This is a genomic window from Bacillus sp. XT-2 (genome assembly GCF_025696525.1).
Lineage (GTDB): Bacteria > Bacillota > Bacilli > Bacillales > Bacillaceae > Bacillus > Bacillus halotolerans.
In genome coordinates this window covers 120,812-142,196 of record NZ_JAHVOC010000009.1, presented here as the reverse complement: position 1 = coordinate 142,196, position 21,385 = coordinate 120,812, and the positions used below count along the sequence as shown (strand labels likewise).

Here is a 21,385-nt window from a genome sequence, read left to right as displayed (position 1 = left end):
TCGCTTAAAACAAGAGGTGAACATACATGAAAATGAACCCCCCAGTAGAAAAAAACGAATACTACGACGTGACATTTGAGGATTTGACTCATGAAGGAGCGGGTGTCGCGAAGGTGCAGGGCTTCCCGATCTTCGTGCCGAACGCCCTGCCGGAGGAAAAAGCCCAAATCAAAGTCACACGTGTCAAAAAAGGCTTTGCCTTCGGCCGCCTGATTGAGCTAAAAGAAGAAAGCCCGCACAGAACCGACGCTCCATGCCCAATTTACAAGCAATGCGGCGGTTGCCAGCTTCAGCACATGACCTACGAAGGACAGCTCTTGTTTAAACAAAAACAAGTCAAAGATGTCTTAGAACGGATCGGCAAGCTGGACCTGTCCAACGTCACCGTGCACCCGACACTCGGCATGCAAGACCCATGGAACTACAGAAACAAAGCACAGGTGCCGGTAGGAGAACGGGAAGGCGGACTCGTCGCCGGATTCTATCAGCAAAGAAGCCATGATATCATCGACATGAGCGCCTGCCTGATCCAGCAATCCAAAAACGACGAAGCTGTTCAAGCCGTCAAAGACATTTGCGCAAACTACGGTGTCAAAGCCTACAACGAAGAACGCCACAAAGGCTGGCTCCGCCACATTATGGTCAGATACGGCGTCGTTACGGGTGAAATGATGATCGTCTTCATCACAAAAACAAACGACTTCCCGCACAAAGCGAAGATCATTGAAGACATCACAGCGCAATTCCCGCACGTCAAATCCATCGTGCAAAACATCAACCCAAACAAAACAAACGTCATCTTCGGCAACGAAACAAACGTCATCTGGGGTGAAGAATACATCTACGATCTCATCGGAGACGTCAAATTCGCCATCTCCGCCAGATCGTTCTACCAGGTCAACCCGGAGCAAACCAAAGTGCTCTACGACAAAGCGCTGGAGTACGCAGAGCTTCAAGGGGAAGAAACCGTCATTGACGCTTACTGCGGCATCGGAACGATTTCTCTCTTCCTGGCAAAGCAAGCGAAAAAAGTGTACGGCGTTGAAATTGTGCCGGAAGCGATTGAGGACGCCAAGCGAAACGCTGAATTAAACGGCATCACAAACGCAGAGTTCGCGGTCGGAGAAGCGGAAACCGTGATTCCAAAATGGTATGAAGAAGGCATCACGGCTGATACGCTAGTCGTCGATCCGCCAAGAAAAGGCTGCGACGAAGCACTCCTGCGGACGATTGTGGAGATGAAACCGAAGCGGGTGGTGTATGTGTCCTGTAATCCGGGTACGCTTGCGAGAGACCTGCGGGTGCTTGAGGATGGCGGGTATCAGACGCGCGAAGTGCAGCCTGTGGATATGTTTCCGCATACGAATCATGTGGAGTGTGTGGTTGTGCTTGAACTTAGAGAAGGCAACTAACCCTTGGGGGTTGTTGCCTTTTTTGATTGTTATAACTGGAAAGGCTAAACTTCATTGTTTTTCTTGAATAATTTTATAGTTAGATCACTAATTTTAGATATATGCCACTCAAGTGAGGTCATCGTTTTGTGGATTTCAAGCAGAAGTTGATCAGCATCTTGAACATAAACATTCTATCGCCTTGTCACCTATTTCTTTAGAAAAAGAGACGCAGCCTAAGCTGCGTCTTGTCCTTAACCAAGCGTACCGTTTTCTGCAATCGTCATTTCTTTGTCAAAGATGGCTTTGTCTGCCAGGGAGTTCGTTGAATCGTTTGCAGCTTTGCTTGTCATGTTTCTGGATGCCACATTTACTTCATTTCCTAAGGAAGAACTGATAAAGCTTACACCGATCAAAGCAATTACAGCGCACAAAGTCAGTTTAAATTTCATACAAACAATCCCCTCTCTGAATTTGTTTGCGGGCATGAACCATCTTTTTGAAACAGATAACAGAATCATCCATCTGCCCAATTTCAGTATAAAACTTTGCGGCTAATAATGCCAACTCTTCCATATAAGGATATCCTTGGGATGTCTCTAATTTATTGAAAACATTTAATAAAATGGACGCTTCTCCTTTTTTGATAAACAGTGCCTGTAATCCTTCAAACATGATTTTAAAAAGATCATTGTCGAATTTACATGCGAAGCGTATGCCCTTTCTGAAACAATCCATTGCTTGTTCTTGTTTATGTTGAAGAAAATAAATTAAGGCTAAATCGTGGTAAGCTTGTGTCAAGTTGTTGAAATTTGATTTTTTGAATTGGAGTATCGATTGCTCCATGTATTTTGCTGCTTTCGTCAATTCACCCATTTTAAGATAACAATTACCGATATTGAATAAAGCTTGACCGTAAATCCGCTTGTTTTTGCTTTCAAGCAGCCGTGCGCCTTTTAGTGCTTGTTCGAGGTGAGGGAGCGCCTTTTCATGACTTTCTAGGTCATCGTAGTTTCCTGCGATCACAAAATGGCATTGTATGCGGCGGACTGAGTAAAGGTCGTGCGTTTTATAAATGTTATACGCCTGAGAAGAATAGTGCATGGATACGTGGGTTTGTTTCATATGATAAAACACTTCAGCCATTTTAAAATAAAATTCCGCCCGCTCAATTTCATCTGAAATATAGGGAATGGTGTTTTCCGCTTTTTGATAGAATGTAATAGCACTTAAGAAATTGCCCTCTTTGAATTCATACATCCCTTGAAAAAAGTAATAGTAGTATTCAACGAGTTTCTCCATCTTCCTGTTGCTGCCTTCAATTCTCTTTAAATATTCTGATAACTCCATTTGGATTCCTTCAGATGGAATCACATAGTCGATCATAAGCTGATGACGAAATGCAATGAGCTGATAGTAAATCAAGAGGTCTTGGTCTTCTTCCATGACGTCAATGTCCCGCTCGATCTCAGCTTTAAGCATTTCAGCGTCAGTCACATTAAACTTTTGAATATGCCGGTTCCACTCATTAATTTTCATCCCAACGTGCGGAGACGAAATTGTGCCCAAACTGCTCACCCTTCCTCTTCTCACTAATTATGTAAATTTTATCAATACTGAAATTTAATAGGAAGGGGTTGAGCGACCGCAAAAAAAGTTTTCGGTGCTGTCCGCAAATGGCTGTTTGGGTGTTTTGCGTTATATTTGGTTTTGTGTGGGTTAGTGCAATCTCAATTTTCGAATTTTAGATTGCGGTGATTATGACTTACCAGTTTCATCATACTTTTTTAGCAGCTTTTCTGTATTATGCATTTCTCTGAGCATAGGATTCATGTAGTCGTTAGCTGATTCTAGATATGCTCTTGTCAGAGTGTCTAGTTTATTTCTAACTTTAGAGAGGTCTTCTTCGAATTGTTCCTCAGATAAATGTTGGATAAAGACTTTTGCTTCTTCGTATCTTTTCAATATGTTTTTGACCATTGGAGTTGGATACTTTTGATTGTTTGTTTTTATTGCTGTGATTGTTAAATTAATTTGTTTTATTAATTCTCTTCTTACTGTCAAAATGTTGCTCCTTTTATAAAGAGATATGAGATAAATATAAAACCTTAATATCCTCTGTATTAAAGAAAAGTCTAGAATCATCTAAAATCTCGTCGTATAGAAAACTTTAACCCATTCAGAAGCAATCAATTTATTAGTTGCTCGGTTAACAAATTTTATAATAGGTTTGTTTTTTCGGTTTCCATAAAAGCCAACCTGAGAATATAAAATAGCCCAGCAGTAAAAAGCTGAGCTATTTTTGATTTATAGACCGAAGTAGCTTATTACAAACTGTTTATCATCCTCATCTTCAGGCAATATTCCTAAATTTTTATATTCCCATACTACTTGGCGTAGAGTACCGTTTAAATCTGAGGCAATGACATCGGTGTAATCATAATCTATTGAGAATTTCCCGCTTCTTTCTAAATGTAAAGTGAGGTTTGTCCATAAGTCTTCATTGTTTGTTTTAAATTCATTTTGTAACTCTTCGAAATAATCATGCAATTCATATAGAAGTTCGTCATATATATCTTCATCAACATTAAAATGTTCAGGAATATCGTGTGAATATATATATTCCTGATTTTGTGGAGTAGTAAAGAAGAAGTAAACTTCTGAAGAATCATTTAAAATTTCGGCATAAAGAGTAACCTTCTCCCACTCAGAGGGGATAATTTCATTTATTTGCTCAGCTATCTTTTGATATAATTCACCCATTTTTTTAGTTTCCAATCTTTTCACCTTCAATCGTCGAGAAATCTTAGTTATCAAAAATAGCCCAGCAGAGAAGCGCTGAGCCATTATTGATTTATAGACCGAAGTAGCTTATTACAAATTCTTTATCGTTCTCATCTTCAGGAAATATCCCTAAATTTTGATATTTCCAAACATCTCGTCTTTGAAGGTCATTAAGTTCAGACGATAAAACATCATCATAATTATAATCAATTGAAAACTTTCCGGTGTTTTCTAATTTTAAAGTGAGATTAGTCCAAATATCTTGGTTGCCTAGTTTAAATTCTTCTTTTAGTTCTTCAAATAGCTCTTGAAGTTCAATCAGCAGTTGATCGTAAATTTCTTCGCTTACATTAAATTCTCCAGGTATATAATGAGAATATAAGTAATCACTATTATTTGGTGTTGTAAAATAATAGTATATATCTGCTGAGTCATCAAGTATTTCAGCATATAAAATGATCTTTTCCCATTGCGATGGAATCATTTCATTTAGATGTTCAGCAATCTTTTGATATAGTTCACCCATTTTTTGAGTTTCCATTAGATTAACCTTTAACTTTGAATTGTTGAGGGCATTATTTAATATTTAAATAATCCTTAACCATCTGTAAATAAAAAACTACATTGTTTCATTTAATTATCCGATTGTTCATTTAGATATTGTTCAAGGAACTTTCTGCTGCTCTCGCTCATTGGCGTAATTCCCAAGTGCTTATATTCCCAAATTACTTGTCGCTCAGTATCAGTATATTTTGAAGCCAGTACATCTTCATAATCATAATCAATTGAGAACTCCCCATTTCTTTCTAAATTTAGTGTGAGGTTAGTCCAAATATCTGAGGATTGCTTTTTAAATTCATCCCTTAATTCATCAAATAAATCTTGAAGGTCTAGTAGCATATTTTTGTAAATTCGATTACTTACTTGGAAATTTTCTGGAATATCGTGTGAATAAATATATTCTTCGTCTTCTTGTGTGTTAAAGAAAAAATAAACTTCTCTGGAGTCATCCAAAATTTCGGCATATAGAGTAACCCTCATCCATTCGGAGGGAATCATATCATTTATTTTTTCAGCAATCTTTTGATATAGTTGTTCCATTTTAGCAGTTTCCATTTTCATCAGCCTCCAAATTGGTTTCTAATTGTTATGCTCTTTGTTCTTTCTTCTCCAATTTTATATGTTATATCAAATAAAGTGGGTCTTAACGAATCGCTCTCATACACATTTTCAATTGTGACAGTAACCTTTTTTGGAGGCTCTTCTTTAAGCGCCTGCGACCATGCCTGTTCTAACTTGTACCATTTCCCGCCGCTCCTATTAATCTGGGAATTCATCGGCACGATATTGTCAAACTGGCCTGAGCCTTTGAATTGGGTGGCGATTAAATGCCCGCCATCATCGTCAGGCTTTCGGTCTTGAGGCTTTCCAGCATTCGACTGTGCATATTGGTTTCGTTTTGCTTCTCCTAGCTGCAAGTCTGCTTTGACACTTGTAATTCTACCATAGTTGTCAGTGGTGTACGTGTAGCCTTCTTTTGTTTTATAGACAACATTAGGCTTCAGCACTTTCTTTCTGCTCCATTTTGCATAATGCTCGCCGTATTTGACGGTTACCGGCGGCACAACTGGCGCTGGTGTTCGTCTTCCGCTTGAAGAAGTTCCGTACGGTTTCGGCAGGATGACCTTGGCGAATTTCTGCAGTCCCTCTTTAAGTGTGACCCCATTGACTGCGTTGTAAGGGACGCCTGCCGGCACTAAATCGTGACGGGGATGATAGGGGAGAATGTCTGCAAGTGTGAGATCTCCGATTTGATTTAACTTGGTTTTGACGTGTTTTTTTGATACTTCTATGCCTTTGTTTACTTTTTGTTTGACGTGATCAACGGTTTGTTTTGAGACCGTTATGGCTTTTTGGGCTGTTGCTGATTTGCTTGCTGCTGTTTTGACTTTGGTCGTCACTTTGGCGGCTGTGCCAGTTTTTGAGACGGCGCCTACGCCTTTTGTGCCGACAACTGATGTGACAACAGTGCCAACCGCATATGACACCCATCTTGCTCGTGAGTAGGTGTCACCATTCACCATGTCTTTTTGATACGATTCTTCGATTGCCGCTGAAATGGCTTCATACGTTTTGATCGGGTGAGCCACCGCTCCTGTAATGGCTTCAACGGTTCCACCCGGATCTGTGACCATATCCCACAGGCCTGTGACCGCGTCTTTTCCTGAATCGTAAAGGCCGACGGCGACCCCTTTGAAGCCTGCTTCAAACTCACGCGTGTTTTCAATTTGGGTGAAGTATCTCTGTTGTTCTGCTGTCAGATTTTCATAGCCGATCGTTTTTGCCATTGAGTAAAATTCATCGGCATCCGCATAATCGTAGTTTTTCAGTCTTTCTTTCAGTTTTTCAATCTCACGTTCCTTCGCTTCCTCTTTCTTAATCTTCAAATAAGCATCCGTCCGCTTTTCAATGTCGCCTTTTTTCTTATGTATGTCACTCTCACGGTACGCCTTGGCGTTGTAGTGGATGGGTGTGGCGTTTTTGCCTTTGTCCGTTGCTTCTTGGAGCTTTTGGAAGTCGGACTTGATGAATTGTTCGTTCGGTTCAGACAGGGCGTATTCTGTCTGCAGGTCTTCGTCCAAGCCGTCCAATTTTTCCAGTGTTTTTTTGCGTTTGTCGTTGGCATCAGCCAGCTCGTCTTTGAAGGTTTCTGTTGAAAACAGGTCGAGCGGGAGGATGTCGTTGATATCGTGCAGGATGTCTTTCATCGCTTTTTTCTGTTCGGACATGATGGACTTCGATTTTTTATGGGCATTTGCCAGTTCGTGCTCCAGAAAGGATTCTTCGATGTATGCGTCAGAGAGGGCTTTATCCTCGACGGCTCCGGCGATGCTGTTGAAAAATGCGATTTTCATGTCGATGTAGTCGATCCATTGGTCGGTGACTCCGACGTGGTCGTGATAGAAGGCTTTGATGTTGCTGGCGCCTTTTCCTGAGAATTCGCTGTCACTGAGATCAGCGACGCTTTTTAATGCTTTTCTCAAGTTGACCATTTGGGTTCTTAGTTCTTTATACTCTTTCGCGCGGTCTGTCGCTTCAGAAAGCAGTGTTTTCGCTTCAAGTACTTTCATGACCATTTCCCTTCTTTTGTTAGCTCAATATCAAAATTTTACCACGGCGCGGGATGAGAATGGCTGTGGAAACTTGTTTCGATGGAAAAATGAGTCATTTGGCATGTGTATATATGCACAGATTTGATATGATGACGATAGATCAATAAAAAGGGGAAGAGCTCATTTGGATAAAGATTTCTTAATCATAAAGATCAAGGATATTCAAAAAGGCGACACGCTAACAAACCGCGCCTGCGGGAACTGGGATATGAAATTATCTAGGGCAAAGGAATGTAAACGGGCAATTGTTGTTCGGAGCGGTGTGATTTTAAATGTTTACAAAATCGTTGACGCTTGGGAATCTGATGAACCCGCCAAGATCACTAAAACGAATAATAGAGTCCGGCTTCAATTGGCAGAGTGCCGTGACTATTCTTATTTGATTGGCAGTACGCTGAAAACGAAAACGCAAAATCCGGTTTCAAGTCTATCTTTAGAAACCTTAATGGAACTAGTAAAAGGAGCCTAGCATGTATCTCTATAAAGTGAACAACCAAAATCAGATAGAAGATATTCGCGAGAAACCTTTTAAAAAAGAAAAAGAGATTCAGGATTTATGTGAAACAAATCTTCAGCAGATGTTAGGTCTCAGGTTTGTAAAATCCGAATTCAGGATTAATAATTTCCGCATTGATACGTTAGCGTTTGATGATGAGACAAGTGCTTTCGTGATTATCGAGTATAAAAATACGAAGAACTTCAGTGTTGTTGATCAGGGCTACGCCTATTTAGCAGCAATGCTCAATCATAAAGCTGATTTTATTCTAGAGTACAATGAGAATCATGAACGTCCGTTAAAGCGGGATGATGTGGACTGGTCGCAGTCTAAGGTCATTTTTATTTCACCTGTTTTTACAGTGTATCAAAAGCAATCCATCCATTTTAAAGATCTTCCAATTGAATTGTGGGAGATGAAAAGATATGAAAATGGTCTGATTCATATGAATCAAATGAAAGCTGAGGGCGTATCCGAGTCGATTAAGACCATTTCACGGCAAAGTGAGACCATTCAAGAGGTCAGTAAAGAAATTAAAGTGTTTTCTGAAGAGGATCACCTTGCAGATAAGCCGTTTGACATCATAGAGCTTTATCAGCAGCTAAAGGAATTCATTTTAAATTTGGACGATCATATTTCAATCAAACCGACGAAGATTTATATTGCGTTTACGTCAAATAAGCGGAACTTCGTGGATATTTCTCTTTTAAAAAGCGGACTTAAGGTGTGGGTGAATATGAAAAAGGGAGAATTGGATGATCCCGAAGAGAGAATGCGAGATGTCTCTGAGACCGGCCACTGGGGAAATGGCGACTATGAGATTTTTATAAAAGATGACGAAGACATTGAATATATCATGGGATTGATCAAACAATCCTACGAGAAAAATAAGTGAGAACTTCCATTGAGAAGTTCTTTTTTTATTGGGTTACAAGGGAAATGTGCAGAGCATGTTGAAAATGATATAGAGTTTTGAACCATATACTGGGAGTTGTTTATATGAAAAAGCGTTTTATACTATTGGGCTTATTCGCAAGTGTTTTAATGTTGGCTGCATATATTTACTCTCAAAATAAGAACACATATCCGGTCACAACTTCCTCTATCCATCCCGAAGAAGACCGCATCTTTTTTATCTATTCCAACCCTCTCATAAAAGAAAGCACGCTGCTCTCAACCTCAACAGGCGAAAGATTTAATAGGCGCACGTTCAAGGTGGCGGATGTGCCGTACATCCAAACGAAGTCTTACGCATCAACAGACATTGTATTATTAGCGGAACATGAGTCCTTTTATTACACGCTGGAGAAGGATGCTATAAAAAAGCATCCGCTATCAAATCCATTTTCGTTTTGGTATAAGGGGAAGGATGTTTCTGTTAAGGCCTATAACGTTGATACGACGGGGAATGACGTCCATATAAACGACAAAAAAACGAAAAAGGAATATAGCCTCACCTTGCCTTCGCTTGTCACGATGGGGTCGAGTGACGAGAATTATATTTATGTCATTCAAGGCATGGCAATTTACGTGATTGACAGAAACACAGAGGAAATCATAGAGACCCTGAGCTTAGCCTCATACGCTGATAAATTCGCAGACTCGGAGGAATTTATTGTCGCGAGCTCGGAGCATGAACTGACTGTGATTGAAAAAGGAACATGGAAGACAAAATATATTCCGTATCCTGATGATCTTGAGTATGCTGATACCGTGTACTATGACAAAGAAAGCGGCAGTTTTTATGTGACGTACGAAGACAAAGAGGGGGAAGCGAACCTGCTTGAGTATGGGAAGGACTTTTCTTTTCGCACATACGGCTTAAAATTCCCTTATATGGATGCAAAGTTTAAGGGGAATCAACTGTATGTTGTTGCCCAGGAAGAGCATAAAAAGGGCATTGGCGGGTACGTGGGTGTGTTTGATATCCATTCTAAGAAGATGCTTTATCAGTTTGATTTGCCTGAGGAACAAGTGAAGGTTCAGGATTTTGTTGTGGTGTACGATCAGTGAAAACGTATATGAAAAAAGAATGACACGGGACCCTTCCATGGGGTCCTTTTTAGCGGAGAAAAACAAATTGACAGGATGAAAAAACAATTTCTTCCTGTTGTCTTGTTTTCGAAATTTGGGATTGATAGAATATGACATATCTTACAGAGAGGGAGGGAAGCGAGTGAAGCAAGCGATACCATCTTCGCGTGTTGGTGTTAAGATTAATGAATGGTACAAGATGATTCGCCAGTTCAGTGTTCCGGATGCTGAGGTTCTGAAAGCGGAAGTGGAGCAGGACATTCAGCAGATGGAAGAGGATCAGGATTTGCTGATCTATTATTCTCTGATGTGTTTTCGGCACCAGCTGATGCTGGATTATTTGGAGCCGGGACAAACATACGGGAATCGCCCTACAGTGACAGAGCTTTTAGAAACGATTGAAGCCCCTCAGAAAAAACTCACAGGTCTTTTGAAATACTACTCTTTGTTTTTCCGCGGCATGTATGAATTTGATCAGAAAGAATATGTTGAAGCGATTGGATCTTACCGTGAGGCGGAGAAGGAGCTTCCGTTTGTAACAGATGAAATCGAGAAAGCGGAATTTCATATTAAAGTGGCAGAAGCATATTACAATATGAAACAAACTCATGTGTCGATGCATCATATCCTTCAAGCCTTAGACATTTATCAAGATCATCCGTTATATAGCATGAGAAGAATACAAAGCTTGTTTATCGTAGCGGGAAATTATGATGACTTCAGATGTTATGATAAAGCGCTCCCGCATTTAAGAAAGGCGCTGGAGCTGGCAATGGACATTCAAAACGACAGGTTCATTGGCATCTCTTTATTGAACATCGCCAACAGTTATGACAGGTCAGGAAGATATGATTTGGCAATTGAGCACTTCCAAAAAGCGGCGAAAGTAAGCAGAGAAACGGTCCCTGATTTGCTGCCGAAAGTCTTGTTTGGGTTAAGCTGGACATTATGTAAAGCTGGACAAAAACAGCAGGCGTTTCAGCTAATAGAAGAAGGATTAGAACATATCACAACCCATCCAAATGCGGGGGCCCACAAATTTTATAAAGAATTGTATCTGTTCTTGCAGGCAGTGTACAAAGAGATTGTTGACGAACGCAAAATTCATGATCTTTTAAGCTATTTTGAAAAAAAGAACTTGCACGCTTACATTGAAGCATGTGCCCGCAGCGCTGCCGCTGTTTTTGAAAGCCGCTGTCATTTTGAGCACGCTGCTGCGTTTTATCGGAAAGTGCTGAAAGCGCAAGAAGATATTCAAAAAGGAGAGTGTTTATATGCTTATTAAGAAAAAAGTGATGATGTGTCTTGCTGTTCCCCTTATTTGCGGAAGCATTGCTGTTCCTTTCTTGACACAGTCCGGCGGTTTTAAGGAATCAACGGATCGAAACACGACGTATATCGATCATTCCCCTCATCATGTCATGACTGATCAGGATAAGAAAGCCCTTAGTTAGGGCTTTTTTTCTTGCTTTATTGGAAGTTTGTATCGTCTCGTACTTTTAAACAGCCGCCTTCCTTCTATTTCTAACGCAAGACACTCGAAACAACCAAACCATTTGAGGTATAATGGTTAAAGTGAATAACAGTATTTAGATTGATATATATGAAAGAGAGTGGAGCATCATGGGCCGTAAGTGGAACAATATTAAAGAAAAGAAGGCGTCTAAGGACGCAAATACGAGTCGGGTTTACGCAAAGTTTGGCCGTGAGATTTATGTGGCGGCGAAGCAGGGCGAGCCTGATCCGGAATCCAACCAGGCGCTGAAGGTTGTGCTTGAGCGCGCGAAGACTTACAGCGTGCCGAAAAATATCATTGAACGTGCGATTGAGAAGGCGAAGGGCGGAGCGGAAGAAAATTATGATGAGCTTCGTTATGAGGGCTTCGGGCCGAACGGATCAATGATTATCGTTGATGCGCTGACGAATAATGTGAACCGTACGGCGCCGGAAGTGCGTGCGGCGTTCGGGAAAAATGGCGGAAACATGGGTGTGAGCGGATCTGTCGCTTACATGTTTGACGCGACGGCTGTTATCGGTGTGGAAGGCAAAACGGCTGATGAAGCGCTTGAAATTCTCATGGAAGCGGATGTCGATGTCCGCGATATTTTAGAAGAGGATGACAGCGTGATCGTCTATGCGGAGCCGGATCAATTCCATGCGGTGCAGGAGGCGTTTAAAAACGCGGGTGTCGAGGAATTTACGGTAGCGGAGCTGACCATGCTTGCGCAGAGTGAAGTGACACTTCCTGAGGATGCAAAGGAACAGTTCGAAAAGCTGATTGACGCGTTAGAGGACTTGGAAGACGTTCAGCAGGTGTATCATAACGTTGATTTAGGAGAATAAAGCAAACGTGTTAAATTAACATACACTTGCACATTTAAGCTCACTTTTTTTATGAAAATCATTCATAGAAGAGGTGAGCTCTTTTAATATCAAAGAATAAGTTGATTCTATAGTATATATCAATACACAGAAAATTAAAGGCTACAATAAATAAAATGGATAAACTAAATCAGAATATGGTAGGAATTCACAATAACAAATCTGAGTTCATTGATGAAGAAAGAATTTTAATTTATACAGAGCAAAAAGTTCAGAGTCTCTCGCAACGGTCTCAAGGATGAGTTTTCCTTCTTAAGCCTATATTTATTTATAGATGTTAAATTCCTTTTAATAATTATTTTGTAAATATTATTTAATATGGCTTAAAATATATATTTGTAACATTAAATTTATTTTCTAAAACATTGATTATGCGAAGTTTTAATTTCGTAAAAGAAATTTTTAAATATGTATATTAAAGAATTTATTATATGTAATTGGATTATTAAAACTGATGATTCGTAAATTTCAGATGTTAACAATAATTTTTTCGAATTAAGGAGTGTGTAATATGGAAGTGAATCTACCAGAAACAACAAATCAGCATGAACAGGAAGAAAATAGTATAACTGCCTTTAGATTAGTTATAGGTCGTTCAAATTTTATTATAAGGGACATAAGGCAAAATGATTATGGTGTTGATCTGAATATAGAGGCTAAACTAATAGGTGGAAATAAAAAATATGCAAGTAATTACCTTTGTCAAATTCAACTTAAGGATAAGTTAAATAGTGCTTCTATTAAGAATATGGATGGAACTTATAGTTATGAGGTGAAAATAAAAAGCCTAAATTATCTATTAAATAATCCTTCTTCTATATTTATGATTTATTTGGAGGATGAAGAAATTTTTGTTTGGGAATGGGCAAATGAAATACAAAAGTATGCATTGGAAAAAAATATAAATTTGAATTCAACATCTCAAAAAGGATTAACTTATAGGTTTTATAAAGAGTTAAATAAAGAAAATATCAACAGAATATATGAAAGGATGATTCAAATTGGTGATAACATAAAGAAGTTCCAAAAAATCATATTAGAAAGCAATCAAAATATTCTATTAAGAAAGGAGAAACTATTAAGCTCATTTGATCAAAAAAATCAAGAAATAGAGAATTGGATCCAGAAAAAAGAGTTTGAAAAGGCTTTAAAACTCTGTAGCAATATGGCGAATTTTGTTGAAGAGGAAGAAGTGTTTATTAAATGTTCAGTCTTATCTATGTTGTCTAAAAAGTATAAAAAGACGGTTAGATTTTGTAATAGATCACTAAAAATTAATGAGAATAATTATCTGATTTATCTAATAAAGGCTTCAGCTTATATTGAGTTGAAAAATTATGAACAAGCAATAAAATCAATACAAAAATCGTTATCTATTAAGGAAACTCCTGAGGGTTATATCCAATATGGAATATTGCATTTTGCTCTTGGTAATTATTCGAAAGCAATTAATTGGATAAAAAAAGTTCTCGATCTTGATATAGAAAATGAGTGGGCATTATTAATCATTGGCAATATATATACGGCATTATTTGATTATCCAAATGCATTGTATTATTTGGAAAAGGTGTTGAAAATCAATTCAAAAAATGCACAAGCCCTTGCTTTAATAGGGGACAATTATAAAAATCAAGGTATGTATGAGTTAGCTTCAAAATATTATCTTCAATGTTTGGATATCGAACCTACTAATGAGTTAGGATTAATTGGTTTAGGGGTGTCTTTATTAGCAAATAATCAACATGATAAAGGATTGATTTATATAGGGAAATGGATGGGGCTTTATCAAAGAAAAAAACTGAATAAAAACAATGGCATAGTTTTAGCTTATTTAGGAAGGGAAAATAGTTTCGCTTTGAGGATTACACTACATAAAAAAAATCAAATCAAAGTAGAACTAGGAAAAGAACAAGAGGTTTTATTAAATTTACCAAACGAGTACGATAAAATTTTTATAGGTGTACAGAAAAATACTAAAGAAAAGTGGGGAATCCCGTTAGTCGGGAAAATTTATTGCAAGAATAAGGATTTTAATAATGTAATTAAAAGTATGAGCGAAAAGTTAGATTTAATTCGAGATTTCCCATCTAAGGGGCAGAGTATAGATTTTTATAATCAAACTAAACTATATGTTAAAGAAGAAATAGATAGAGTTTACATACAACTTGATTTTAATGGTTGTATAATAAATGGCTATACAAATGGAAATAATAAAAAAAGAGGATTTAATGCATTTATGAAAGCCTATAAAAGGCTAGAGGCATTCCAGGTAAGTCTGTATAATGAGGAGAAAAATGAAGAAGTATCCTTTGTTGTTAAAGGAAATGTATTAATAGAATCACTCTAATAAAAGTTATATGTTATAAAGGGTCATACATCACAACACAATACGAGAGATAAATTAAAAGCAGACTAAATTCATTCTGCTTTTTGTGTTCCAAAAATTATTTTCTCCTTTTTAGGCGGGTGTCTATACGCGCTGTAAGACCTTCTCATACGCTGGACTGTAACCTATGTGAAGGAGAGATTGGATATGACTGATACAAGACACTTCTGCTGCGGACCCGGTTTTGGCGCTTACCCAGGTTATGGTGCAGGCGGTCCGGGGCTCGGCATGTACGGAGGCGCGGGCTATCCGGGCCATGGCATGTATACGGGGATGGGCCAACCAGGTTATGGAGGCGCAGGCTACCCGGGTTATGACATGTCTGGAGGATTCGGCGGCTACCCAAGCGGAGGCTATCCGAGCTCAATGAGTTATCCGAGCTACGGAATGCATTATGATAATGATGGACATCACCAGCATTACCCTGATGGAAATTACGGACACCATCAGGATGGAAATTACGGACACCATCAGGATGGAAATTACGGCCATCATGAGGACGGAAATTATGGGCATCATGATGGTAACTACGGGCACCATCACCACCAAATGGGGCACTGGGGAAAAGACGGCCATAAATAAAAAGCGTGGAGAACGGACACTCTTGCTGATCAAGGGTGTTTTTTTCTTTTTCTTGACTGTTCAGTCTGGAAAAGGTAATATCATCTTGCAGGAGGTGATATTCGTTTGGGTAGGAATAAAGAATTCGATACCGCGCTTGTTTTACGCAGAGCGATAGAGGTTTTTGGAGAGTATGGCTACGAAGGCACGTCTCTTCAGGAGCTGCTCTCTCATTTAGGCATTGCGCGCCAGAGTTTGTACGATACGTATGGAACGAAGCGGGATCTGTTTTTGTCCGCTGTGAAAACGTATCTTGAGGGAAAAAACGCGGCTGTTGTGGAAAGGCTTGAGGCACCGGGCTCTGTCAAGGAAGCCATTCGTGATATTTTTCAGGAGGGTGTGAATGTCCTGAAAGATCCTGAACGTTCAAAGGCGTGTTTTATCATCAACAGCGCTATTGAACAAATCCCGCATGATTCGGACCTTGCCAGGTACTTTGAAGGGCAGACGAAACAGCTTGAGACGGCCTTTTATCAGGCGCTGAGAAGGGCACAGACTGAAGGAGAATTGAAGAAGCATCTTGATATATCGGCGCTTGCCCGTTATTTAAACCAGAGCAGGCTGTCTCTGACGTTTATCGCTAAGGTTTCTGCTGATTTTGACCATCTTCAGGATTATGTTGAAGTGAGTTTATCTGTCCTTGATTGACTTTTTTTGATAAAGGGTGCTTAGCCCTTTGACGCATTTTTTGGACTGAATGGTCTAGAATAAAATACGAGGTGATGATCCATGATGATGACGGAATACGAAAAAGCATGTGACACACTGAATCAATTTATGCAATATATGCTTGAAAAGGATATGGAGAGCTGGACAGAGCTGTGGGATGAACATGCCGTATTGGAGTTTCCCTATGCGCCAGAGGGATTTCCGGAAAGAATTGAAGGGAAGGCGGTAATTTACGATTATATTAAGGATTTTCCTGATAAAATCCATATTTCTGCGTTTACTGCTCCGACAGTGTATCGCTCGGCTGATACAAACACGATCATTGCGGAGTTTCAATGTGAAGGCTATGCGATCGCGACTGGGCTGCCTTACCGGCAAACCTATATCAGTGTGATTGAAACGAAGGACGGCAGCATTTTGCATTATAAGGATTATTGGAATCCGCTTGTCGTCAATGAGACGTTTGGAGAAACATTTGTACAAACAGAGGAGGATGAAAAATGATGAATCACGATCAGATTCTGATTACGGGAGGAACCGGCACGACAGGGAGCCGGATTGCTAAACGGTTAATTGAGCAGGGTTACAGCGTTCGCATCGCGAGCAGGAAAAAGGGCGAGATTAGCAATGCGGAGTATGTATATTTTGATTGGAAGGATGAGTACAGCTTTACGCCTGCTTTGGAGCGGGTGAAACGGATTTATCTCGTTGCGCCGGTTGGTGTGTTTGATCCGTCTCCTTATGTGCTTCCATTTTTAAAGGAAGCAAAGCGGCTCGGTGCTGAACGTGTGGTGATGCTCAGCGCGTCCGCTGTTCCTGAGGATGGTCCTGTATTTGGTGCATTGCATCGTGCAGTACGCGGGTTTCCGGAATGGGCGGTGCTGCGGCCGTCATACTTCATGCAAAACTTCATCAATGTCCAGCATCGCATGTCCATTCAAACTGAGGGGCAAATCATCACGGCGGCGGGTGAAGGGAAACTTGGTTTTATTGATGCTGATGATATTGCGGAAACAGGAGTGCGTGCTTTGATTGACATTGCGCCTCATAATACTCATCATATTCTGACGGGACCTGAGGCGCTTAGCTACGCTGAGGCGGCGGAGATCATCGGAGCCGCGGCGGGACGTCCGGTGACGCATGTCAGCATTTCTTCTTCCGAACTGCAAAACAGGATGGAAACAGCAGGTTTGCCTGCGGATTACGCGCGCTTTATGGCGGAATTAGAAGAAGCGATTCGCCATGGTGCCGAACACCGGGTGACGGATACAGTGAAGCGTGTCACGGGAAAAGAGCCCCGCTCGCTGGATGAGTTTGCGGCTGATCACGTTTCGTACTGGACGCGCTGACCTTATTTTGGACTGAATAGTCTAGAAAGACCTTCGGCTCTGCCGAAGGTCTTCTTTTTAGCTATTGAGTTTAAAAAGGCTGGCCGCGTTTTCGGTGCCGATTTTGAATCGGTCTGTTTCACTGATTGGACACTGGTCAAACCAGGAAGAGATTTCTTCCATCGTTTCATACGGATAGTCCACCGAGAATAAGATGCGGTCAGAGCCGACCTCTAACAATGTATCAATTAATGCCTGTGTTCTGAATACTCCGCTTGTTGTGAGATAAAAGTTTTTGCGGAGGTATTCAGTCGGCGCTTTTTGATGGTTTCCATGGGTCTCAGGGCGCTGATGGCGCAGTCTGTGCTCGACACGCGGCAGCGTAAACGGCAGACCCTCGCCTAAGTGTCCGAGAATTACGGTCAAATCAGGATATTCGTCAAACAGGCCGCTCAGAATCAGGCGGATGGCGTGTGTTGCTGTTTCAACCCCAAAGCCCCACGCTGAGCCGAGGAGGCCTTCGTAGCCTTCATAGATACGCTGCTGATTTGGCAGCGGGATACGCGGATGCAGATAGACGGGAACCTGAAGCTGTGCAGCTTTCTCCCAGAAAGGGCGTACCTGTGGCTCGTCTAAATATTGAGCGGTATTTTCGTCTCCGATATTACTGTAGCCGTTGACCAAGGCGCCGACAAAACCGAGTTCGTTTACTGCCCGCTCCAGCTCCTTCGCTGCTTCTTCAGGATCTTGAAGCGGAACCGCCGCAAATGCTTTAAAACGGTCTGGATGTTTGGAAACGAAGAATTCCGCAGCGTGATCGTTCATTTGCTTGGCGAGTTTCACAGCTCTGTCAGGATCGGTGATTCCTTCAATCCCCGGCTGTGTTAATGAGAGAATCGACGTTTGGATGCCGTTTTTATCCATGTCTTCAATCCGTTTCTCGAATTCCTGCAATCGTTTTTGGACAGCGCTGAAATATTCATCGTCAGTAAAATTGTGACTTCCCGTTGCCGGAAAATCAGGAGATTCCCAGTGCTCTTCTAATGCGATTTTTCCATTCATGTCGAAGGCTCCTCTCTTTATCATGGCTGGTGTAGATCAGATGGAGTGCACTCATTTTACGTCACGAAGCTTCGTTTCAATAGGTAATGAACATCGTGTTTATTACTTTACATCATGTACAAGATGTAAGTTCATGGTACAGTAGATTTTGGGAAAAGGTCAATAAACAGAGAACGTGCAAACGTTTAGAAGAAGACATCAGCTGATGATTTGTCCAGAAGAAAATAAAAGTTAGACAAGGAGGTAAAAAATGTCTAAAAAGCATAAAGTAGATCCGAGAGTCAAAAGAACGAACAAATATTTAAGAGACGCTTTGATCGCATTGCTGAAAGAAAAAGAAGCCAATTCGATTACGATTCAGGAAATTACTGAAAAAGCGGATCTGACCCGCGGCACTTTTTATTTGCACTATCGGGATAAACAGGATTTTCTGTTTCAAAGCATGACGGAGGTTCTCGATGATTTGATCCGACAGGTTAAGCCTGAGACGCCGGTGGAACCGGTCAGTATGGATGAGGATCATCCGCCTGTTTCATTTGTGAAACTCTTTGAGTACATCCATGAACACGCCGAGTACTTTCAAGTAATGCTGAGCGACAGAGGGCTTCCACAATTCAGAAGTCTGATGGCGGAATTCGTTCAGAAACGAATTTACGAGGAATTGCTTTCATCCATTGAAGAATCTGAGAAACAGCTTCAGATTCCGAAAGAGATACTGGTCAGCTATATCACCTCCGCCCATATCGGGGTGATTTGTTCCTGGCTGGAAAGCGGCATGAAGTACAGTCCTTTATTTATGGCAAATCAATTAACACGTTTAACGCTTTTGGGACCTCTCCGAATTGCGGGTATAGAAAAACAAATCAAGCTTCCTTATTAAGATTTTTGTCATAATGACGCCTCCTGCCTCATACCTATTAAGGTCATTGTTTTTGAGAAAGGAGGAGCCAGAATGAAGGATATGCAGCCGTTTACACCTGTTAAATCATACACGCCCTTTCACAGCCGTTTTGATCCCTGTCCGCCCATAGGGAAGAAATATTACAGAACGCCGCCTAACCTCTATATGACCTTTCAGCCTGAGCATATGGAGCAGTTTTCGCCGATGGAGGCTTTAAGGAAAGGCACCCTTTGGAAGGATCTCTATGATTTTTATGAAAATCCTTATCGAGGGGGAGACACACATGACAAAAAAGGTTGATGCGGAATATTACCGCCAGCTTGAGCAGATTCAAGCAGCGGATTTTGTGCTTGTTGAGCTGAGTCTGTATTTAGATACACATCCTGATGATGAAGACGCGCTAAAGCAATTTAATCAATATTCCGGTTATTCGAGGCACTTAAAAAGACAGTTCGAATCATCTTACGGACCGCTTTTGCAGTACGGCAACAGCCCCGCGGGTGAGGATTGGGATTGGAATCGAGGGCCATGGCCGTGGCAAGTATAAGGAGGAATGCTTGAATGTGGGTGTATGAAAAGAAGCTGCAATATCCCGTCAAGGTCAGCACGTGCAATCCGACGCTGGCAAAGTATTTGATTGAGCAATATGGCGGAGCGGACGGCGAGCTGGCCGCGGCTCTCCGGTATTTGAACCAGCGTTATACCATTCCTGATAAGGTCATCGGCCTTTTAACAGATATCGGCACGGAGGAGTTTGCTCATCTGGAAATGATTGCGACGATGGTGTATAAGCTGACGAAAGATGCGACGCCGGAGCAGCTGCGTGAAGCCGGGCTTGGCGATCATTACGCGAATCATGACGGCGCGCTTTTTTATCACAATGCGGCGGGAGTGCCTTTTACGGCAAGCTATATTCAGGCGAAAGGCGATCCGATTGCGGATTTGTATGAAGATATCGCAGCAGAAGAAAAAGCGCGTGCGACGTATCAGTGGCTGATTGATATTTCGGATGATCCTGATTTGAACGATTCTCTGCGGTTTTTGCGTGAACGTGAAATTGTGCATTCTATGCGCTTCAGGGAAGCGGTTGAGATTTTAAAAGAAGAACGGGATAAGAAGAAACTCTTTTAACAGGCAGCGGGGGCTCCCTTCATGCGTCCTTTTACATACAGACAAAATATTCTGTTTTTTTGTCGTTTGCTTGCATTATAATGAAGGTATGCATGTAAGTTTAGTTTTGATCGGGGGGCCTTTATGACATCTTTTAAGATTACGAAAGAAACTGTCGCAAATGATTTTTACGCCGGCCTGGCAGATCGTGAGGATGCAGAGCAAATAACGGGACTGCTCGTCCGTACGGCTGAATGGCTGCGGGACCAGGGCTCTGACCAATGGAGCGGGCTGCTGGAGGGGCATGACTCACATGATATTGTTGGCTCAATTGAAAGCGGACATGTGTTTGTGTTCCAGAAAGATCAAGAGCTGGCCGGTGTAGTGATGCTTCTGCCTGAGCCGAGCGAGTGGGACAGAACGCTTTGGGGAGACGAGGGGCACGAAGAGTCCATTTATTTGCATCGTCTGGCGGTCAGCCGCCGGTTTGCGGGGAATGGGCTTGGGGCCGAGATTCTCACATGGACGGAGACGGGTGTTGAGTATCCGGGGAAGAAGCGGATCCGTCTTGATTGTGTTGCTGATAACGACGCCTTGCATTCCTTCTACCGGAGAATGGGATATGAATTCAAGGGATCAGATGCCTCGGGGTTTCATTTGTTTGAGAAAGAACTGAACAAGTCAGAATAAGCGTCCTTTTTAGGGGGCTTTTTTGCCTTTTTGAAAAGGGAGGACGGGGCGGATGATCTTTTTTTATGTGATGGCCATTGCGACGGCTTGTATTTCCGCTTGTGTCTTCATTTTTCTGCGGTTGAGGATGCCGCAAAATAAATGGCCGGAATGGATACTGGGTGGGCTGCTTGTTCTCGGTGTGATCACAATTTGGTGCAGCATCTTTTTTGTCGGCGGCTGGGATGGCATGGCGCTGGGCATGCTTGGGATTCATGTGATAGTCGGAGCGTTTGCCGGGTACTTGATCGAGACGGTGTTCCGGCTGTTGAAAAGGCAAATCAGGAGAAGGTAAGACATTTGCCGTCTCAAATGATGT

At 41.4% G+C, this 21,385-nt stretch carries 26 protein-coding genes; 18 read left to right on the top strand and 8 right to left on the bottom strand.

The window, feature by feature from the left end; genetic code table 11:
• Nucleotides 1-26: 26 nt before the first annotated feature.
• A complete protein-coding gene (gene rlmD, locus KXD37_RS20365) occupies nucleotides 27-1,412 on the top strand; it encodes a 23S rRNA (uracil(1939)-C(5))-methyltransferase RlmD (protein WP_254518088.1) in 1,386 nt (461 codons plus the stop codon).
• Nucleotides 1,413-1,645: 233 nt separating this feature from the next.
• Here rlmD and KXD37_RS20360 read toward each other — a convergent pair whose 3' ends face one another.
• The 7 genes from KXD37_RS20360 to KXD37_RS20330 form a co-directional block, all read right to left on the bottom strand.
• Complete coding sequence (locus KXD37_RS20360; protein ID WP_003240078.1) at nucleotides 1,646-1,843, bottom strand: hypothetical protein; 198 nt, start codon at nucleotides 1,841-1,843, stop codon at nucleotides 1,646-1,648.
• On the bottom strand, nucleotides 1,833-2,960 hold the full coding sequence (locus KXD37_RS20355; RefSeq protein WP_151174805.1) for a Rap family tetratricopeptide repeat protein: 1,128 nt from the start codon (nucleotides 2,958-2,960) through the stop codon (nucleotides 1,833-1,835). The genes KXD37_RS20360 and KXD37_RS20355 overlap by 11 nt, the downstream gene beginning before the upstream one ends.
• 189 nt (nucleotides 2,961-3,149) lie before the next feature.
• Nucleotides 3,150-3,455 carry a hypothetical protein gene (locus tag KXD37_RS20350; RefSeq protein ID WP_151174806.1) on the bottom strand — a complete coding sequence of 102 codons (306 nt, stop codon included), beginning with the start codon at nucleotides 3,453-3,455 and terminating at the stop codon, nucleotides 3,150-3,152.
• 243 nt (nucleotides 3,456-3,698) lie between these two features.
• Nucleotides 3,699-4,169: an antitoxin YezG family protein gene (locus KXD37_RS20345; RefSeq protein ID WP_151174807.1), complete on the bottom strand. Its 471-nt coding sequence runs from the start codon at nucleotides 4,167-4,169 to the stop codon at nucleotides 3,699-3,701.
• A 76-nt stretch (nucleotides 4,170-4,245) separates the two neighbouring features.
• Nucleotides 4,246-4,716: an immunity protein YezG family protein gene (locus tag KXD37_RS20340; RefSeq protein ID WP_151174808.1), complete on the bottom strand. Its 471-nt coding sequence runs from the start codon at nucleotides 4,714-4,716 to the stop codon at nucleotides 4,246-4,248.
• Between the two features lie 92 nt (nucleotides 4,717-4,808).
• Nucleotides 4,809-5,291, bottom strand: a complete 483-nt coding sequence (locus KXD37_RS20335; protein ID WP_151174809.1) for an antitoxin YezG family protein — start codon at nucleotides 5,289-5,291, stop codon at nucleotides 4,809-4,811.
• Between the two features lie 5 nt (nucleotides 5,292-5,296).
• Nucleotides 5,297-7,306, bottom strand: coding sequence for a T7SS effector LXG polymorphic toxin (locus tag KXD37_RS20330; protein ID WP_254518089.1), 2,010 nt, complete (start codon nucleotides 7,304-7,306; stop codon nucleotides 5,297-5,299).
• A gap of 166 nt (nucleotides 7,307-7,472) precedes the next feature.
• Here KXD37_RS20330 and KXD37_RS20325 point away from each other — a divergent pair, with 166 nt between their 5' ends.
• From KXD37_RS20325 to KXD37_RS20275, 11 genes are all read left to right on the top strand, one after another.
• Nucleotides 7,473-7,817, top strand: coding sequence for a hypothetical protein (locus KXD37_RS20325; RefSeq protein WP_254518090.1), 345 nt, complete (start codon nucleotides 7,473-7,475; stop codon nucleotides 7,815-7,817).
• Between the two features lies 1 nt (nucleotide 7,818).
• Nucleotides 7,819-8,739 carry a DUF5655 domain-containing protein gene (locus KXD37_RS20320; protein WP_254518091.1) on the top strand — a complete coding sequence of 307 codons (921 nt, stop codon included), beginning with the start codon at nucleotides 7,819-7,821 and terminating at the stop codon, nucleotides 8,737-8,739.
• A gap of 104 nt (nucleotides 8,740-8,843) precedes the next feature.
• Entirely contained in the window at nucleotides 8,844-9,857 is a 1,014-nt protein-coding gene (locus KXD37_RS20315) for a hypothetical protein (protein ID WP_254518092.1), read from the top strand.
• A gap of 163 nt (nucleotides 9,858-10,020) precedes the next feature.
• A complete protein-coding gene (locus tag KXD37_RS20310; RefSeq protein WP_254518093.1) occupies nucleotides 10,021-11,163 on the top strand; it encodes a tetratricopeptide repeat protein in 1,143 nt (380 codons plus the stop codon).
• Nucleotides 11,153-11,332, top strand: a complete 180-nt coding sequence (locus tag KXD37_RS20305; protein ID WP_106021538.1) for a phosphatase RapH inhibitor — start codon at nucleotides 11,153-11,155, stop codon at nucleotides 11,330-11,332. The genes KXD37_RS20310 and KXD37_RS20305 overlap by 11 nt, the downstream gene beginning before the upstream one ends.
• A gap of 169 nt (nucleotides 11,333-11,501) precedes the next feature.
• Nucleotides 11,502-12,221: a YebC/PmpR family DNA-binding transcriptional regulator gene (locus tag KXD37_RS20300; RefSeq protein WP_010333282.1), complete on the top strand. Its 720-nt coding sequence runs from the start codon at nucleotides 11,502-11,504 to the stop codon at nucleotides 12,219-12,221.
• 550 nt (nucleotides 12,222-12,771) lie between these two features.
• Nucleotides 12,772-14,607, top strand: a complete 1,836-nt coding sequence (locus tag KXD37_RS20295) for a DUF4365 domain-containing protein (RefSeq protein WP_254518094.1) — start codon at nucleotides 12,772-12,774, stop codon at nucleotides 14,605-14,607.
• Nucleotides 14,608-14,793: 186 nt separating this feature from the next.
• Complete coding sequence (locus KXD37_RS20290) at nucleotides 14,794-15,228, top strand: spore coat protein (RefSeq protein ID WP_188323601.1); 435 nt, start codon at nucleotides 14,794-14,796, stop codon at nucleotides 15,226-15,228.
• A 105-nt stretch (nucleotides 15,229-15,333) separates the two neighbouring features.
• Nucleotides 15,334-15,915, top strand: coding sequence for a TetR/AcrR family transcriptional regulator (locus tag KXD37_RS20285; RefSeq protein WP_106021485.1), 582 nt, complete (start codon nucleotides 15,334-15,336; stop codon nucleotides 15,913-15,915).
• 81 nt (nucleotides 15,916-15,996) lie between these two features.
• The gene (locus KXD37_RS20280) at nucleotides 15,997-16,440 is read left to right on the top strand and encodes a nuclear transport factor 2 family protein (RefSeq protein ID WP_263463716.1); all 444 of its coding nucleotides are present in this window, start codon (nucleotides 15,997-15,999) and stop codon (nucleotides 16,438-16,440) included.
• Nucleotides 16,437-17,285: an NAD-dependent epimerase/dehydratase family protein gene (locus tag KXD37_RS20275; protein WP_263463715.1), complete on the top strand. Its 849-nt coding sequence runs from the start codon at nucleotides 16,437-16,439 to the stop codon at nucleotides 17,283-17,285. The genes KXD37_RS20280 and KXD37_RS20275 overlap by 4 nt, the downstream gene beginning before the upstream one ends.
• A gap of 57 nt (nucleotides 17,286-17,342) precedes the next feature.
• Here the strand turns inward: KXD37_RS20275 and KXD37_RS20270 are convergent, their stop codons facing one another.
• Nucleotides 17,343-18,326: an amidohydrolase family protein gene (locus tag KXD37_RS20270; RefSeq protein WP_263463714.1), complete on the bottom strand. Its 984-nt coding sequence runs from the start codon at nucleotides 18,324-18,326 to the stop codon at nucleotides 17,343-17,345.
• Between the two features lie 250 nt (nucleotides 18,327-18,576).
• Here KXD37_RS20270 and KXD37_RS20265 point away from each other — a divergent pair, with 250 nt between their 5' ends.
• From KXD37_RS20265 to KXD37_RS20240, 6 genes are all read left to right on the top strand, one after another.
• Complete coding sequence (locus KXD37_RS20265) at nucleotides 18,577-19,206, top strand: TetR/AcrR family transcriptional regulator (protein ID WP_151174814.1); 630 nt, start codon at nucleotides 18,577-18,579, stop codon at nucleotides 19,204-19,206.
• Nucleotides 19,207-19,278: 72 nt separating this feature from the next.
• Nucleotides 19,279-19,527, top strand: a complete 249-nt coding sequence (cotJA, locus tag KXD37_RS20260) for a spore coat-associated protein CotJA (RefSeq protein ID WP_024120488.1) — start codon at nucleotides 19,279-19,281, stop codon at nucleotides 19,525-19,527.
• Nucleotides 19,511-19,774 (top strand): spore coat protein CotJB, encoded by a 264-nt coding sequence (gene cotJB / locus KXD37_RS20255; protein WP_024120489.1) that lies wholly within the window; start codon nucleotides 19,511-19,513, stop codon nucleotides 19,772-19,774. Before cotJA ends, cotJB begins: the two co-directional genes overlap by 17 nt.
• Before the next feature lie 14 nt (nucleotides 19,775-19,788).
• Nucleotides 19,789-20,358, top strand: a complete 570-nt coding sequence (gene cotJC / locus KXD37_RS20250) for a spore coat protein CotJC (protein WP_024120490.1) — start codon at nucleotides 19,789-19,791, stop codon at nucleotides 20,356-20,358.
• A gap of 123 nt (nucleotides 20,359-20,481) precedes the next feature.
• Complete coding sequence (locus tag KXD37_RS20245) at nucleotides 20,482-21,027, top strand: GNAT family N-acetyltransferase (RefSeq protein WP_105954767.1); 546 nt, start codon at nucleotides 20,482-20,484, stop codon at nucleotides 21,025-21,027.
• Between the two features lie 52 nt (nucleotides 21,028-21,079).
• On the top strand, nucleotides 21,080-21,361 hold the full coding sequence (locus KXD37_RS20240; protein WP_151174815.1) for a YesK-like family protein: 282 nt from the start codon (nucleotides 21,080-21,082) through the stop codon (nucleotides 21,359-21,361).
• Nucleotides 21,362-21,385: the final 24 nt, after the last annotated feature.

Coding starts and splice junctions, on each gene's coding strand:
- KXD37_RS20270 (WP_263463714.1), bottom strand. CDS start 18,326: ATGAATGGAAAAATCGCATTAGAAGAGCACTGGGAATCTCCTGATTTT.
- KXD37_RS20320 (WP_254518091.1), top strand. CDS start 7,819: ATGTATCTCTATAAAGTGAACAACCAAAATCAGATAGAAGATATTCGC.
- KXD37_RS20315 (WP_254518092.1), top strand. CDS start 8,844: ATGAAAAAGCGTTTTATACTATTGGGCTTATTCGCAAGTGTTTTAATG.
- KXD37_RS20340 (WP_151174808.1), bottom strand. CDS start 4,716: ATGGAAACTCAAAAAATGGGTGAACTATATCAAAAGATTGCTGAACAT.
- KXD37_RS20295 (WP_254518094.1), top strand. CDS start 12,772: ATGGAAGTGAATCTACCAGAAACAACAAATCAGCATGAACAGGAAGAA.
- cotJB (WP_024120489.1), top strand. CDS start 19,511: ATGACAAAAAAGGTTGATGCGGAATATTACCGCCAGCTTGAGCAGATT.
- KXD37_RS20305 (WP_106021538.1), top strand. CDS start 11,153: ATGCTTATTAAGAAAAAAGTGATGATGTGTCTTGCTGTTCCCCTTATT.
- KXD37_RS20280 (WP_263463716.1), top strand. CDS start 15,997: ATGATGATGACGGAATACGAAAAAGCATGTGACACACTGAATCAATTT.
- KXD37_RS20330 (WP_254518089.1), bottom strand. CDS start 7,306: ATGAAAGTACTTGAAGCGAAAACACTGCTTTCTGAAGCGACAGACCGC.
- cotJC (WP_024120490.1), top strand. CDS start 19,789: ATGTGGGTGTATGAAAAGAAGCTGCAATATCCCGTCAAGGTCAGCACG.
- KXD37_RS20290 (WP_188323601.1), top strand. CDS start 14,794: ATGACTGATACAAGACACTTCTGCTGCGGACCCGGTTTTGGCGCTTAC.
- KXD37_RS20360 (WP_003240078.1), bottom strand. CDS start 1,843: ATGAAATTTAAACTGACTTTGTGCGCTGTAATTGCTTTGATCGGTGTA.
- KXD37_RS20335 (WP_151174809.1), bottom strand. CDS start 5,291: ATGGAAACTGCTAAAATGGAACAACTATATCAAAAGATTGCTGAAAAA.
- KXD37_RS20240 (WP_151174815.1), top strand. CDS start 21,080: ATGATCTTTTTTTATGTGATGGCCATTGCGACGGCTTGTATTTCCGCT.
- KXD37_RS20265 (WP_151174814.1), top strand. CDS start 18,577: ATGTCTAAAAAGCATAAAGTAGATCCGAGAGTCAAAAGAACGAACAAA.
- cotJA (WP_024120488.1), top strand. CDS start 19,279: ATGAAGGATATGCAGCCGTTTACACCTGTTAAATCATACACGCCCTTT.
- rlmD (WP_254518088.1), top strand. CDS start 27: ATGAAAATGAACCCCCCAGTAGAAAAAAACGAATACTACGACGTGACA.
- KXD37_RS20300 (WP_010333282.1), top strand. CDS start 11,502: ATGGGCCGTAAGTGGAACAATATTAAAGAAAAGAAGGCGTCTAAGGAC.
- KXD37_RS20275 (WP_263463715.1), top strand. CDS start 16,437: ATGATGAATCACGATCAGATTCTGATTACGGGAGGAACCGGCACGACA.
- KXD37_RS20245 (WP_105954767.1), top strand. CDS start 20,482: ATGACATCTTTTAAGATTACGAAAGAAACTGTCGCAAATGATTTTTAC.